This is a genomic window from Micromonospora chaiyaphumensis (genome assembly GCF_900091435.1).
GTDB classification, from domain to species: Bacteria; Actinomycetota; Actinomycetes; order Mycobacteriales; family Micromonosporaceae; genus Micromonospora; species Micromonospora chaiyaphumensis.
Window position 1 is genome coordinate 138,600 of the sequence record NZ_FMCS01000011.1, and the last position, 12,858, is coordinate 151,457.

General features: G+C 75.0%; 15 protein-coding genes. 7 read left to right on the forward strand and 8 right to left on the reverse strand.

Annotated features, from left to right (window positions below):
* Positions 1-48: 48 nt before the first annotated feature.
* A complete protein-coding gene (locus GA0070214_RS26285; RefSeq protein WP_091269183.1) occupies positions 49-963 on the forward strand; it encodes a L,D-transpeptidase in 915 nt (304 codons plus the stop codon).
* Positions 964-969: 6 nt separating this feature from the next.
* On the opposite strand, the gene GA0070214_RS26290 is transcribed toward GA0070214_RS26285, so the two are convergent.
* From GA0070214_RS26290 to GA0070214_RS26310, 5 genes are all read right to left on the reverse strand, one after another.
* Entirely contained in the window at positions 970-1,593 is a 624-nt protein-coding gene (locus GA0070214_RS26290) for a response regulator transcription factor (RefSeq protein ID WP_091269184.1), read from the reverse strand.
* Positions 1,590-2,744: a sensor histidine kinase gene (locus GA0070214_RS26295; RefSeq protein ID WP_091269185.1), complete on the reverse strand. Its 1,155-nt coding sequence runs from the start codon at positions 2,742-2,744 to the stop codon at positions 1,590-1,592. The genes GA0070214_RS26290 and GA0070214_RS26295 overlap by 4 nt, the downstream gene beginning before the upstream one ends.
* A gap of 21 nt (positions 2,745-2,765) precedes the next feature.
* Positions 2,766-3,572: an ABC transporter permease gene (locus GA0070214_RS26300; RefSeq protein ID WP_091269186.1), complete on the reverse strand. Its 807-nt coding sequence runs from the start codon at positions 3,570-3,572 to the stop codon at positions 2,766-2,768.
* A 30-nt stretch (positions 3,573-3,602) separates the two neighbouring features.
* Complete coding sequence (locus GA0070214_RS26305; protein WP_091269187.1) at positions 3,603-4,496, reverse strand: ABC transporter ATP-binding protein; 894 nt, start codon at positions 4,494-4,496, stop codon at positions 3,603-3,605.
* A gap of 84 nt (positions 4,497-4,580) precedes the next feature.
* Positions 4,581-6,029, reverse strand: coding sequence for an MFS transporter (locus GA0070214_RS26310; RefSeq protein WP_091269188.1), 1,449 nt, complete (start codon positions 6,027-6,029; stop codon positions 4,581-4,583).
* A 113-nt stretch (positions 6,030-6,142) separates the two neighbouring features.
* Between GA0070214_RS26310 and GA0070214_RS26315 the strand changes: the two genes are divergently transcribed.
* From GA0070214_RS26315 to GA0070214_RS26325, 3 genes are read left to right on the forward strand one after another with little or no spacing between them, the layout of a single operon-like run.
* Positions 6,143-6,883, forward strand: a complete 741-nt coding sequence (locus tag GA0070214_RS26315; RefSeq protein WP_244167858.1) for a TetR/AcrR family transcriptional regulator C-terminal domain-containing protein — start codon at positions 6,143-6,145, stop codon at positions 6,881-6,883.
* A gap of 41 nt (positions 6,884-6,924) precedes the next feature.
* The gene (locus GA0070214_RS26320; RefSeq protein ID WP_091269190.1) at positions 6,925-7,776 is read left to right on the forward strand and encodes an alpha/beta hydrolase; all 852 of its coding nucleotides are present in this window, start codon (positions 6,925-6,927) and stop codon (positions 7,774-7,776) included.
* A gap of 54 nt (positions 7,777-7,830) precedes the next feature.
* Positions 7,831-8,973, forward strand: a complete 1,143-nt coding sequence (locus GA0070214_RS26325) for a site-2 protease family protein (RefSeq protein ID WP_091269191.1) — start codon at positions 7,831-7,833, stop codon at positions 8,971-8,973.
* Between the two features lie 12 nt (positions 8,974-8,985).
* On the opposite strand, the gene GA0070214_RS26330 is transcribed toward GA0070214_RS26325, so the two are convergent.
* Positions 8,986-10,212: an FAD-binding protein gene (locus GA0070214_RS26330; RefSeq protein ID WP_091269192.1), complete on the reverse strand. Its 1,227-nt coding sequence runs from the start codon at positions 10,210-10,212 to the stop codon at positions 8,986-8,988.
* The gene (locus tag GA0070214_RS26335) at positions 10,209-10,712 is read right to left on the reverse strand and encodes a PH domain-containing protein (RefSeq protein WP_091269193.1); all 504 of its coding nucleotides are present in this window, start codon (positions 10,710-10,712) and stop codon (positions 10,209-10,211) included. The genes GA0070214_RS26330 and GA0070214_RS26335 overlap by 4 nt, the downstream gene beginning before the upstream one ends.
* A 99-nt stretch (positions 10,713-10,811) precedes the next feature.
* Between GA0070214_RS26335 and GA0070214_RS26340 the strand changes: the two genes are divergently transcribed.
* Positions 10,812-10,991 carry a hypothetical protein gene (locus GA0070214_RS26340; RefSeq protein ID WP_244167859.1) on the forward strand — a complete coding sequence of 60 codons (180 nt, stop codon included), beginning with the start codon at positions 10,812-10,814 and terminating at the stop codon, positions 10,989-10,991.
* A 10-nt stretch (positions 10,992-11,001) separates the two neighbouring features.
* Here GA0070214_RS26340 and GA0070214_RS26345 read toward each other — a convergent pair whose 3' ends face one another.
* Positions 11,002-11,931: an LLM class F420-dependent oxidoreductase gene (locus GA0070214_RS26345; protein ID WP_091269194.1), complete on the reverse strand. Its 930-nt coding sequence runs from the start codon at positions 11,929-11,931 to the stop codon at positions 11,002-11,004.
* A gap of 87 nt (positions 11,932-12,018) precedes the next feature.
* Here GA0070214_RS26345 and GA0070214_RS26350 point away from each other — a divergent pair, with 87 nt between their 5' ends.
* Together GA0070214_RS26350 and GA0070214_RS26355 are read left to right on the forward strand one after the other, a co-directional pair.
* The gene (locus GA0070214_RS26350; protein ID WP_091269195.1) at positions 12,019-12,327 is read left to right on the forward strand and encodes an ArsR/SmtB family transcription factor; all 309 of its coding nucleotides are present in this window, start codon (positions 12,019-12,021) and stop codon (positions 12,325-12,327) included.
* A 2-nt stretch (positions 12,328-12,329) separates the two neighbouring features.
* Positions 12,330-12,857 (forward strand): SRPBCC family protein, encoded by a 528-nt coding sequence (locus tag GA0070214_RS26355; protein ID WP_091269196.1) that lies wholly within the window; start codon positions 12,330-12,332, stop codon positions 12,855-12,857.
* The last annotated feature ends 1 nt before the right edge of the window (position 12,858 follow it).

Here is a 12,858-nt window from a genome sequence, read left to right on the forward strand (position 1 = left end):
CCACCGTTTCGCGGCCCGGGGGCCGTTCGCCCGATTACAGTATCGATCGTGCTGTTTGACCGATTGTTCTCGCGGTGGACGTTCGGCTGGCTGCTCGCCGCGGTCGGCGTACCGGTGCTGCTGGCGGCTGCGCTGCTGGTCGGGCGGACCCTCACCGCCGGCCCGGCCCCGGCGCCGGTCGCCGCCGCACCCACGGCGGCGCTTCCGCCCGCCCCGGAGGAGCCGGTCCCGTCCCCCGAGGAGTCCGTGCCGCCCGCCGCACCCGCCCCGGACGACCTGCCGGTGGTCACCTACGACCCGGCGCCCGGTGGCTTCCCCGCCGACCCCGGCACGGCCGACACCCGGCCACTGGCCGAGGGGCTCACGCCCATCCGGGAGGTGGCCGCGTACGACGCGCCCGGGGGCCGGCCGCTGGCCTTCCTCGCCCCCACCATCAGCGGCGTCGAGCTGACCGTGCCGATCGTCGAGCGGCGGATGGGCTGGACCGCCGTCCTGCTGCCCTCGGCCAACCGGCGCATCGCCTGGCTGCCGGCCGGCGGCTGGAACACCGTCGCCCTGCGCGACCAGGTCGTGGTGGAGCGCCGCCCGCACCGGCTCACCTGGTACCGGGACGGCCGCGCGGTGCGCTCCTGGGAGGTCAGCCTCGGCGCGCCCGGCCAGTCGACGCCGCTCGGCCGCACCTTCGTGCTGGGCCGCACCCCGCCCCCGCAGGACGTCTACGGCGGCGTGGACATCTTCGCCCTCGGCGCGATCCCCGACGACCCGGACGCGGTGCCGACCGGGCTGCGCGGCGCCCACATCGGACTGCACAGCTGGTACACCGACGACACGCTCGGGAAGAACGTCACCAACGGCTGCATCCGGCTCACCCGCAGCGGGCAGCGGCAGCTCCTCGCCGAGCTGCGGCCCGGCACGGCGGTCGTGGTCGTGGACCAGCTCCCGGCCCCGCCGGCCACCGCCTGAGCCGGCTCAGTCGCCGAGCAGCCAGCCGTTCTCCTCGGCCACCCGCACGGCGTCGGCCCGGTTGCGGGCGCCGGTCTTGCCGATCGCCGCCGACAGGTGGTTGCGCACCGTCCCCTCGGACAGGTGCAGTGTGGCAGCCAGCTCCGCCACCGTGCCGCCGCCCCGGGCCGTACGCAGCACCTCGGTCTCCCGGTCGGTGAGCGGGCTCGGCCCGGTGGCCAGCGTCTCCGCGGCGAGCGTCGGGTCGACCACCCGCAGCCCGGCGTGCACCCGGCGGACCGCGTCGGCGAGCTGCCGGGCCGGGGTGTCCTTGACCACGAAGCCGTTCGCGCCCGCCTCCATGGCCCGCCGCAGGTAACCGGGCCGGCCGAAGGTGGTCACCACCAGCACCCGGCAGCCGGGCAGCGCGGCCCGCAGCGCCGCGGCCGCCGCAACCCCGTCGAGGCCGGGCATCTCCACGTCGAGCAGGGCCACGTCCGGCCGGCTACGCAGCGCCTCCGGCACCACCTCGTCGCCCCGGCCCACCTCGGCCACCACGGTCAGGTCCGGCTCCAGCGAGAGCAGCGCGGCGAGCGCGCCCCGGACCAGCGCCTGGTCGTCCGCGAGCAGCAGCCGGATCGGCTCGGTCATCCGGCCGTCCCCCGTTCCGTGTCGGGCACGGCCACCCGCAGCAGGAAGCCGCGCCCGCCGCGCGGGCGGCCGACGGTGACCGTGGCGTCCAGCCGCTGGGCCCGCTCGCGGAGCCCGACCAGGCCGTGGCCGGCCTCGTCCGGCTCGCCGGCCGGCCCCCGGCCGTCGTCGCGGATCTCCACGGCCGTCGGGTCGATCCGGATCTCGCAGCGCCGGGCGCCGCTGTGCCGGACCACGTTGGTCACTCCCTCGCGGACCGTCCAGCCGAACAGCTCGTCCCGCTCCGCCGGCAGCGACGGCACCGTCTCCGGCAGGTCCGCCGCGACGCCCGCGGCGGCCAGCGCCGAGCGGGCGCCGGCCAGCTCCGTCGCCAGGTTCACGCCGCGGTACGCCCCGACGGTGCCCCGCACGTCGGCCAGCGCCTGCCGGGCCAGCCGCTCGATGTCGGCGACCTCGGTGGCCGCCCGGGCCGGGTCCAGCTCCAGCAACCGCCCGGCCAGCTCCGCCTTGACCGCCACCACGGTCAGCGAGTGCCCGAGGATGTCGTGCAGGTCCCGCGCGGTGCGGGCCCGCTCCTCGGCCACCGCCAGCCGGCCGATCTCCTGCTGCGCCGCCTGGAGGTCGGCGTTGCGCTGCGCCAGCCGGCTCACCCCGAACATGGCGAACGAGGCGAGCACGACGGCGAAGACCACGGTCCCCTCGGCCTCCCAGCCGGGTACCAGCGCCGCCGTGACCGGCGGGGTCAGCGCGGCCAGCACGACCACCAGCAGGGACTCCCAGATCGGCAGCAGGAACACCGCCGCGGCCGCCACGAAGACCAGCGTGGTCAGCCAGTCCCCCTCGGTGCCCGGGATGCCGGCGAGGCCGAGCCCGAGCAGCGCCGCCAGGACCGTCCACGCTCGACCACGCGGAATGTTCCGGTGCGCCTGCCGCCGGCCGCGCGCCCACTCGAACACCCAGACGTAGAGCACGCCGAAGGCGACAAGGGTGACCGCGCCCAGCACCCGGCGCCACACCTCGGGCTGGTGCAGGGCGGTGAGCAGCGGGATGTTGAGGAAGAACAGCCAGACCGCGGCCAGGAGCCAGCCGGTGATCCGCCAACGGCGGCTCACCGGCTGGCTCGGCTGGTGCGGCAGGCCCACGGTGAACACGCTAGCCTCCGCCGCCGCGCGTCAGACGCGGGTGGTGTCGCGGCGGAACAGCCGGGCCGCGCCGAGGCCGAAGAAGGCGGTCCAGGCGGCCACGTTGCCGACCGCTGCCCAGTCCACCCCGCCCCCGGCCAGCGGCGCCCGGGCGAGCTGGCCGACGCCGTACACCGGGGTGAACTTGGCGATCTGCTGCATCGCGTGGGGCAGGATGTCGAGCGGGACGAACAGCCCGCCGAGCATGGCCAGGATGGCCAGCGCCGGGCCCATGAACTGCATGACGTTCTCGGCCGGGGCCAGGTAGCCGACGAAGAGGCCCAGGGCGGCGAAGACGAGCGAGCCGATCCAGGCGGTCAGGCCGGACTCCACCCAGACGTGTGCCGGCATCCGCACCCCGGAGGCGGCGCCCACGGTGAACTCGACCAGCACGCCGAGCAGGCCGAGCACCATGGCGGTGGCCACCTTCGTGGCCACGTACGCGGCCGGGCGCAGCGGGGTGAGGCGCAACTGCCGGCTCCAGCCCAGCGCCCGCTCGGTGGCGACCGCCGCGCCGGCGCTGGTGGTGGCCACCATGGCGGCGTAGACGGCCAGGCTGATCATGATCCAGCCGGTGACCGGCAGCCCGTTGTCCAGGTTCTGACCGCGCTGGGGCAGACCGAACAGCAGGAAGAACACCGCAGGCATGACCAGGATGAACATCAGCGTGCGGCGGTTGCGCAGCACCCGGCGGATCTCGATGCCGAGCACGGGGGCGGAGAAGCCGCCCAGGGCGGGCGGCCGGCGGTTCCCGGCCTCCCGGGTCGAGGTGGTGGCGGACGAGGCGGTGACGGTCATCTCAGGCTCCGGAGTCGTTCGCGGTCGGCGTCAGGCGGCGGCGGTGGTCAGGGCGAGGAAGGCGTCCTCGAGGTTGCGCGAGGTGATCTCCAGATCCCGCGCGTCGGTCCGGGTCAGCAGGTGCCGGGCGACGACGTCCGAGTCCTCGGTGTGCACGAGCACCGCGTCGCCGCGCACCTCGACCGACTGCACGCCGGGCAGCGCCGCGAGCACGGCCTGGTCGGCGCCCGGGAGGGTGGCCCGCACCACCCGGCCGGCGGCCAGGTTCTTGATCTCGGCGGTGGTGCCGTCGGCGACCACCCGGCCCTGGCGGACCAGCACGATCCGGTCCGCGTACGCGTCGGCCTCGTCCAGGTAGTGGGTGGCGAACAGGACGGTCCGGCCGGAGCGGGCGTCGGCCCGGATGGCCTGCCAGAAGTCCCGCCGCCCCTCGACGTCCATCCCGGTGGTCGGCTCGTCGAGCACCATCAGGTCGGGGTCGGGCAGCAACGCCAGGGCGAAGCGCAGCCGCTGCTGCTGGCCGCCGGAGCACTTGCCCACCGGGCGGTCGGCGATGTCGGCGATGCCGGCCCGTTCCAGCACCTCGGTCACCGGGCGGGAGTGGCCGTAGAAGTGCGCGGTCATCCGTACCGTCTCGGCGACGGTGAGGTCCTTGAGCAGGCCGCCGGTCTGCATCACGGCGGCGATCCGGCCGAGCCGGACGGCGTCGCCGGGCGTGCCGCCGAAGACCCGGACGGTGCCGGCGTCCGGGCGGGCCAGGCCGAGCAGCATGTCCACGGTGGTGGTCTTGCCGGCGCCGTTGGGGCCGAGGAAGGCCACCACCTCGCCCGGCTCGATCCGCAGGCTGAGCCCGTCGACGGCGGTCACCGTGCCGAAGGTCTTGGTGAGTCCGGCCAGCTCGACGGCCGGTGCAGTGTCGGTCATGACAACGATGCTCCGGGGACCGGCGGTCCGGTCCCCGGAGCGGTCGTCATCTTCCGACCGTGACATTTGTCAGGAGGCCGGCGGTCAGTGCCCGCCGGCCCCCTCCCGCGCCCGGCGCGGCAGCAGGAACGCGCCCGCCACGGTGACCAGCAGCAGGCCCAGCTCGGCGAGCAGGGTGACCCGCACGGCGTGCGACACCGAGTCGGTCAGCCCGTCGAAGAAGACCGTGCCGAGCAGCGCCACGCCGAGCGCGCCGCCGAGCTGCTGCACGGCCGTCAGCGTGCCGGACGCCGATCCGGTCTCCGCCTCCTCCACTCCGGAGAGCACGATGTCGAAGAACGGTGCCATCACGAGGCCCATGCCGAAGCCGACCGCCAGCAGCGCGGGCGTCATCCGCCACGGGGTGACGTCGGCGCCGGCCACGGTGAGGGTGAGCAGCATCCCGGCGACGCCGGCCAGCACCACCCAGAGTCCGAGGTGGATGAGCCGCCGGCCGAGCCGCTGGGCCAGGCCGGCGCCGGCGAGCACGAAGGCGGCGACCATGCCGAGCGCCTGGGGCACGCCGGCCAGCCCGGCGCGCAGCGGCGACCAGCCGAGCCCGAGCTGGAGGTAGAGGCTGAACACCAGTGAGAAGCCGGCCAGCGCGGTGAAGAAGGCCAGGCCGGCGACCAGCCCGCCGGTGAAGGCGCGGCGGCGGAACAGGGCGGGGACCACCAGCGGGTCCCGGCCGGCCCGCTGCCGGCGCTGCTCGTAGCGGGCGAAGACGGCCAGCACCACGACCGCGCCGGCCAGCATCGCGAAGCTCCACGCCGGCCAGCCCAGCTCGCGGCCCTGCACCAGCGGGTGGACCAGCAGGAACACCGCGACCGAGAGCAGCACGACGCCGGGCAGATCGAGCCGGGTGGCGTGGTTGCGGCGGGAGGCCGGCAGGAAGCGGACCGCGCCGAGGGCGGCGAGCAGGCCGAGCGGGACGTTGATCAGGAAGATGGCGCGCCAGCCGGTGCCGCCGAGGTCGGCGTCGACGAGCCAGCCGGCCAGGATGGGGCCGCCGACGGCGGAGATCCCCATGACCGGGCCGAACGCGCCGAAGGCGGCGGCGAGCTGCTCGGGCGGGAACATCTCCTTGATGAGGCCGAGCCCCTGCGGGAGGAGCAGCGCGCCGAGCAGGCCCTGGGCCACCCGGGCGGCGATCAGCGTGCCGGGACCGGCGGCGAGCGCGCAGGCGGCCGAGGCGGCGGTGAAGCCGAGCACCCCGACCAGGAACATCCGGCGCCGGCCGTAGAGGTCGCCGAGGCGGCCGCCGGTGACCAGGCCGACGGCCATGGCGAGGGTGTAGCCGGCGCCGATCCACTGGATGACGGTGGGCGAGCCGCCGAGGTCGGCCCGGATCGCCGGGCCGGCGAGGTTGGTGACGAGCACGTCGAGCAGGTCCATCACCTCGGCGGCGAGGATCACCGCGAGGGCGATCCAGCGCCAGCGGTGGCCCGCGGCGGGTGGCGCCGCGGGGTGCGGCGCGGTGAGTTCGGTGGTCATGGGTCCCCCGATCGGAAGCGAACACTGTTCGTTAACGAACACCGTTCTATCAACGAACGGCGTTCGCGGCAAGTACGATGTTCGAGTCCGCCCCCCCGATCCGGAGGTCGTCCGTGAGCGAAACCCCCGCGCCCCCGTGGCGTACCCGGCCCCGAAGCCGCTCGCCCCGCCGGCCCCTGAGCCAGCAGGCCGTGGTCGACGCCGCCCTCGCCCTCATCAACCGGGAGGGCCTCGGCGCGCTGAGCATGCGGCGGGTGGCCCAGGAGCTGAACACGGGCGCGGCCTCCCTCTACGCCCACGTCTCCGGCAAGGAGGAGCTGCTCGAACTGCTCGTCGACCGGGCCAGCGCCGAGATCGTCGTGCCGGACCCGGAGCCCGCGCGGTGGACCGAGCAGATCCGCGAGGTGGCCCTGCAGGCGTACCGGGTCTACGCCACCCACACCAACCTGGCGCTCGCCTCCCTCGCCACCATCCCGACCGGCGCCAACGCGCTGCGGGTGACCGAGGGCATGCTCGCCATCCTCCTGGCCGGCGGGGTACCGCCCCGACCGGCGGCCTGGTTCCTCGACCGGCTCTTCCTCTACATCGCCGGCGACGCCTACGAGGGCGCCCTCTACGCGGAGAAGGTCCGCGCCTCCGGGCAGGACCGGGAGACCTGGTGGGCCGGGCTGTACCAGCAGTTGCGCACCTACTACGGGAACCTGCCGCCCCGGACGTACCCGAACATCACGGCGCACCTGGACGACCTCATGGAGGGCGGCGGCGACGAGCGCTTCCTGTTCGGCGTCGACCTGCTGATCCGGGGCGTCGCCACCCACGTTCCCGCCGGGAGTGAGGGCGGCCGGGCCGGGTAACCAGCGCCGACGTCAGTCTCGCGGCACCGGGAGGTCAGGGCATGAGCACACCGACGGCACGGGTCGACACGGTCGTGCTGATCCACGGGCTCTGGATGACTTCACGCAGCTGGGAGCACTGGGTCGACCGCTACACGGCCCGCGGCTTCCGGGTGCTCGCCCCCGCCTGGCCCGGCATGGACCAGGACGTCGAGCGGCTCCGGGAGGACCCGACGCCCATCGCCGCGCAGCGGATCACCGGCATCGTCGACCACTACGCGGGGATCATCCGGGGCCTGCCCCGGCCGCCGATCATCATGGGGCACTCGTTCGGCGGCCTCATCGCCCAACTGCTCATGGACCGCGGCCTCGGGGCCGCCGTCGTCGGCCTGCACCCGGTGGCCGTCAAGGGCGTGCTGAAGCTGCCGCTCAGCACCCTGCGTTCCGGGTTCCCCATCCTGCGCAACCCGGCGAACCGGCACCGCGCGGTGCCGTTCACCCGCGAGGACTTCCGCTACACCTTCGGCAACACGATCAGCCCGGAGGCCTCCGACGCCGCCTGGGAGCGGTACGCGGTGCCCGCCGCCGGTCACGTCTTCTTCGAGGGGGCGTTCGCCAACCTGGACCCGAACTCGGCGATCGCCACGGACACCACGCGGGCCGACCGGGCGCCGCTGCTCGTGACGACCGGCGGCGAGGACCACGTGGTGCCGCCCTCGCTGGCGTCCGCCGCGGCCAACCTCTACCGGGGCTCGACGGCCATCACCAGCTACCGGGAGTTCCCCGGGCGGTCGCACTTCGTGGGCGGCGAGCCGGGCTGGGAGGAGGAGGCCGACTTCGCGCTGGAGTGGGCCGTGGAGGCGGCCAACGAGTACTCGCCGACCGTGGTCAGCACCGCCCCCCGCCGCCCGTGACCCGGCCCCACGCCGCCCTGGTGTGGCTCCGCCGTCGACGGGTATGACGGGGCCATGAGGGCGAGCTTCCGGCTTGGCCGGATCGCGGGCGTACCCGTCGGGGTCAACTGGAGCGTCCTGGTCATCTTCCTGCTCATCGCGTGGGCGCTGTCCGCCAGCCAGTTCCCCCGCGCGTACCCGGGCCACTCGGCCGTGGCGTACGTGGCCGCCGGGCTGGCCGCCGCCGTGGTCTTCTTCCTCGGCCTGCTCGCCCACGAGGTGGCCCACGCGGTGGTCGCCAAGCGCAACGGCATCGAGGTCGAGGGGATCACGCTCTGGCTCTTCGGCGGCGTGTCCGAGCTGAAGGGCGAGGCCCGCGACCCGGGCGCGGAGCTGCGCATCGCCGGGGTGGGGCCGCTGGTGAGCCTGATCATCGGGCTCTTCTTCGGCGCGATCGCGGTGCTGCTGGCCCTGGCCGGCGTGCACGGCCTGCTGCTCGGCTCGCTGTCGTGGCTGGCCGGCATCAACGTGCTGCTGGCGATCTTCAACGTCCTGCCGGCCGCCCCGCTGGACGGCGGCCGGCTGCTGCGGGCCGCGGTGTGGAAGGCCACCGGCGACCGGACGAAGGCGTCCGTGGTGGCGGCCCGGGCCGGCTGGATCCTCGGCGCGCTGCTGATCGGGCTGGGGCTCTGGCAGTTCCTGGCCGGCAGCGGGGCGGGCGGGCTGTGGCTGGCGCTCATCGGCTGGTTCCTGATCGGTGCGGCCGGCCAGGAGGAGCGCCAGGCCCGGATGGGCAGCGCGCTGCGCGGCATCCGGGTCGCCGAGGTGATGACCCCGCAGCCGCAGACCGCCTCCGGGGAGATGACCGTCGCCGACTTCGTCGACCACTACCTGTTCGCGTACCGGCACTCGGCGCTGCCGCTCACCGATCAGGGGCGGCCGGTCGGGCTGGTCACCCTCGACCGGGTGCGCGGCATCCCGCCCGAGCGGCGTGCGGCGACCACCCTGGCCGAGGTCTCCTGCCAGGCCGACGAGCTGGTGCTCGCCGACCCGGACGAGCAGCTCACCGACCTGCTCCCCCGGCTCAGCGAGTGCGCCGACGGCCGGGCGCTCGTGGTGACCGACCAGCAGCTGGTCGGGATCGTCTCGCCCAGCGACATCAGCCGTGCCGTGCAACGCGGCCACCTGCGCGAGCAGATGACCGGCAGCCGCTCCTGACCGACCCGTCGGTCAGTCCCTCGGGAAGTAGCGGTCCAGCAGCGCGGTGCGGAACTTGCCGGCCGGGTCGAACTCGCGCAGCAGGGCGCGGAAGTCGTCGTGGCGCGGGTAGGCGGCGGCCGGGTCGCGGTCGAAGAGCTTGCCCCAGTGCGGGCGCGGGGCGAACGGGGCGAGCCGCTCCTCCACCTCGGCGAGCACGGGCGCCACCGCCGCCGGGTCCCCGACCCAGGTGAAGTGGACGGCCAGGGTGTCCCGCTCGTAGTTAGGACTGAGCCACAGCCCGTCCGCGGCCACCGTGCGCAGCTCGCAGACCTGGAGCACGGCGGCGATCCGCCCGGCCACCGGATCGAGCGCGGCCAGCGCCGCGGCGGCGTCGGAGCGGGCCAGGTGCCACTCGGACTGGAGTTCGTCGCCGCTGCTCGGGGTGAAGCCGAGCCGGAAGTGCGGCAGCCGCTCGTGCCACGGCCCCGGCGCGCCGAGCTGGACCGTGCAGTTGTGCGCCGGCATCCCGGGCACCGGGTGGTGCGGCGTGTCGGCCGCGCGGGTGTCCAGCCAGTCCGCCGGGGGTGGCGGCTGGTCGGCGTGCTGCTTGAGCCACACCTGGTCGAACCGGGGCGACCGCCAGCCGGTGAAGGCGCTCACGCTGTAGGCCGCGTCGAGGGCGGTGTCCAGTGCCGCGCGGGGCAGGCCGAGCCGGACGTACTGCCGCACCTCGAAGGCGGGCACCACGTCGAGGGTGAGCCGGGTGACCACGCCCAGCGCGCCGAGGTGGACGACCAGCCCGGCGAACCGGGGGTCGGCGCGGTCCACCGTGAGCAGGTCGCCGTCGGCGGTGACCAGTTCCAGCGCGTTCACCGCGGTGGCCAGGTTGCCGTGGGCCGGTCCGGAGCCGTGGGTGGCGGTGGCGACCGCCCCGGCCACCGAGATGTGCGGGAGGGAGGCGAGGTTCGCCAGGGCGTACCCCTCGGCGTACAGGGCGGTGGCCAGGTCGCCGTAGCGCAGCCCGCCGGCGACGGTGACGGTGCCCCGGTCGCGGTCGAGCGCGACGGTCGGCGGGAGCCCGGCCACCGACACCTGCGCACCGGTGGTGTCGCCGAGCCGGTTGAACGAGTGCCCGGTGCCCACCGCCCGGACCCGTTCGGCGCCGGCCACCAGCCGGCGCAGCTCGTCGAGGGTCGCGGGCTCGTGCCGGGCACGGGCCGACCAGGTGACGTTGCCCGCCCAGTTGGTGCCGGTCATGCGGTGGCCTCCCGGTCCGTGTTGGCGTCCTCGTCCGGGCCGGCCGACGGGGTGCGGGCGTCGGTGAACCGGTCGCCCGCGAAGCGGGCCAGCGCCGCTGTCACCTCGTCGGGGCTCTCCCGCACCTGGCCGAGGTCGAGCAGTTCGACGGCGGGACGGCCGTCGCGCGGATGCCGCGCGGTGAGGCGCGGGCCGGGCGGCAGCCCCGGCCCGGGCACGCCGACCAGGCGGCCCGCGTCGTCGAGGGCGAGCGCCGCGAACTGCTCCCAGCGGTACGTCCCGCGCAGGCCCGGCCGGCGCACCTCCAGCCCCTCCGGGCCCAGCACGCAGCGGAACGGCCGGAGCGCGCCGACCAGCACCGTCGCGCCGACCACCACGATGCCCAGGGCGACCAGCATCCGCAGCACCGGCCCGTCACCGGCGACGGCGAGCACCATCACCCCGCCCGCCACGCAGACGAGGGCCAGTGGCAGCACTCCCCGGTTGCGATGCAGCTCCATGTCCGTTCCCCCCGGTTCCCGTCGCCGGTGTCCGGGTGCATCATCCGCCAACCGCGCAAGGCGTGGTTGCCCCGCCACCGGGTAGGGAACCCTGTGACCATGAGCAGCTACCGCGACCCGAGCCTCCGGGGAGACGTGTATCCGTCGGAGGAGGAGATCGACCCGACCGGCGTGGGTCCCGAACCGGCCGGTGCGGCGTACGGCACGGCCCCGGCGCCGCCGCCGGCCCCGGAGCCCGAGCCGGACCCGATCCCCCATCCGGGGCCGCCACCCCGCTGAGCGGACCGGCTCAGACCTGCCGCAGCACCTCGGCGGCGACCAGCTCCAGGTGGTCCAGGTCGGCTAGATCGAGCACCTGGAGGTAGACCCGCTCGCTGCCGATCTCCGCGTACCGGCCGAGCTTGTCGACGACCTCGGCGGGCGTGCCGGCGGCGCCGTTCTCACGCAGCTCCGCGGGCTCCCGGCCGATGGCGGCGGCACGGCGGGCCACCTCGGCGTCGTCCCGGCCGCAGCAGAGCACCAGGGCGTTGGACCAGGTCATGCCGGACGGGTCCCGCCCGACCTCGGCGCAGGCGTCCCGGACCCGCCGGAACTGCGCGGCCGAGTCCTCGACCGAGGCGAACGGCAGGTTGAACTCGTCGGCATAGCGGGCGGCGAGGCGGGGCGTCCGCTTCGGGCCCATGCCGCCCAGCAGGATCGGCGGGCGCGGCTGCTGGACCGGCTTGGGCAGCGCCGGGGAGTCGCTGACCGGGTAGTACTTGCCGGGGAAGTCGAAGGTTGCGCCGGCCGGCGTCTCCCAGAGCCCGGTGATGACCGCGAGCTGCTCCTCCAGCCGGTCGAACCGCTCGCCCAGCGGCGGGAAGGGGATGCCGTACGCGGTGTGCTCCTCGGCGAACCAGCCGGTGCCGATGCCCAGCTCGACCCGGCCGCCGCTCATCTGGTCGACCTGGGCGACGGTGATGGCCAGCGGGCCGGGGAGCCGGAAGGTGGCCGCGGTCATCAGGGTGCCGAGCCGGATCCGCGTGGTGTCCCGGGCCAGGCCGGCGAGGGTCGTCCAGGCGTCGGTCGGACCGGGGTCGCCGCTCACCGAGCCCATCTTCAGGTAGTGGTCGGAGCGGAAGAAGGCGCCGAAGCCGGTCTCCTCCGCGCGGCGCGCCACGGCGAGCAACTGGTCGTAGCTGGCACCCTGCTGGGGTTCGGTGAAGATCCGCAGTTCCATGCCCCGAGCATAGGAACCGGCGGGGGCCGCCGCGTCCGCCCCTAGTATTCCTTGACAGGCATATGAGCGTAGCGGCATATTGGGGAGGTGTCCGGGGATGCCTTCGCCGTGCTGGCCGAGCCCACCCGACGCCGCATCCTCGACCGGCTGCGCCGGGCGGAGAGCAGCGTCGGCGACCTCGTGGATGCGCTCGGCATGAGTCAACCGGCCGTCTCCAAGCACCTGAAGGTGCTGCGGGAGGCCGGCCTGGTCAGCTGCCGCACCGCCGCCCAGCAACGGATCTACCGGCTCGACACCGGCCCGCTGCGTGCCGTGGACGACTGGCTCGACCCGTACCGGCGGATGTGGACCGATCACCTCGACGCCCTGGAACGCCATCTCGACCGTGAGGAGTGACCATGGACCGCGACAGCTTCCGCCCCGGCCCGCTCGCCGACGTCGCCTGGTCGCCGGCCGGCGACCGGTGGGACCTGGTCTTCGTCCGCGACCTGCGCCATCCGCCGGAGAAGGTGTGGGCGGCACTCACCGAGCCCGACCGCCTCGCCGAGTGGGCGCCGTTCCTCGCCGACCGCGACCTGGGCACGCCCGGCGCGGTCACGCTGAGCACCGTCGACGGCGACCGGCGCTGGCCGGACGCGGCCACCGTGCGCCGGGCCGAGCCACCCACCCTGCTCGAATACACCTGGGGCGACGGGCTGCTGCGCTGGGAGCTGGCCGGCACCGGGAGCGGCACCCGGCTGACCCTGCGGCACCGCTTCGACGACCGCGCGCTGGGCGCCAGCATGGCCGCCGGCTGGCACCTCTGCCTCGACGTCGCGGGTCACCTGCTCGACGGCGACCCGGTGGGCCCGATCCGGGGCGCCGAGGCCAAGGAGTTCGGCTGGGACGAGCTGCGCGCCGCGTACGACGAGCGCCTGACGGATTGAC

Bases quoted from the DNA above. Each gene is read 5' to 3' on its own strand.
- GA0070214_RS26290 (WP_091269184.1), bottom strand. From the start codon at position 1,593: ATGACCGAGCCGATCCGGCTGCTGCTCGCGGACGACCAGGCGCTGGTC.
- GA0070214_RS26300 (WP_091269186.1), bottom strand. From the start codon at position 3,572: ATGACCGTCACCGCCTCGTCCGCCACCACCTCGACCCGGGAGGCCGGG.
- GA0070214_RS26305 (WP_091269187.1), bottom strand. From the start codon at position 4,496: ATGACCGACACTGCACCGGCCGTCGAGCTGGCCGGACTCACCAAGACC.
- GA0070214_RS26310 (WP_091269188.1), bottom strand. From the start codon at position 6,029: ATGACCACCGAACTCACCGCGCCGCACCCCGCGGCGCCACCCGCCGCG.
- GA0070214_RS26320 (WP_091269190.1), top strand. From the start codon at position 6,925: ATGAGCACACCGACGGCACGGGTCGACACGGTCGTGCTGATCCACGGG.
- GA0070214_RS26325 (WP_091269191.1), top strand. From the start codon at position 7,831: ATGAGGGCGAGCTTCCGGCTTGGCCGGATCGCGGGCGTACCCGTCGGG.
- GA0070214_RS26330 (WP_091269192.1), bottom strand. From the start codon at position 10,212: ATGACCGGCACCAACTGGGCGGGCAACGTCACCTGGTCGGCCCGTGCC.
- GA0070214_RS26335 (WP_091269193.1), bottom strand. From the start codon at position 10,712: ATGGAGCTGCATCGCAACCGGGGAGTGCTGCCACTGGCCCTCGTCTGC.
- GA0070214_RS26340 (WP_244167859.1), top strand. From the start codon at position 10,812: ATGAGCAGCTACCGCGACCCGAGCCTCCGGGGAGACGTGTATCCGTCG.
- GA0070214_RS26345 (WP_091269194.1), bottom strand. From the start codon at position 11,931: ATGGAACTGCGGATCTTCACCGAACCCCAGCAGGGTGCCAGCTACGAC.
- GA0070214_RS26355 (WP_091269196.1), top strand. From the start codon at position 12,330: ATGGACCGCGACAGCTTCCGCCCCGGCCCGCTCGCCGACGTCGCCTGG.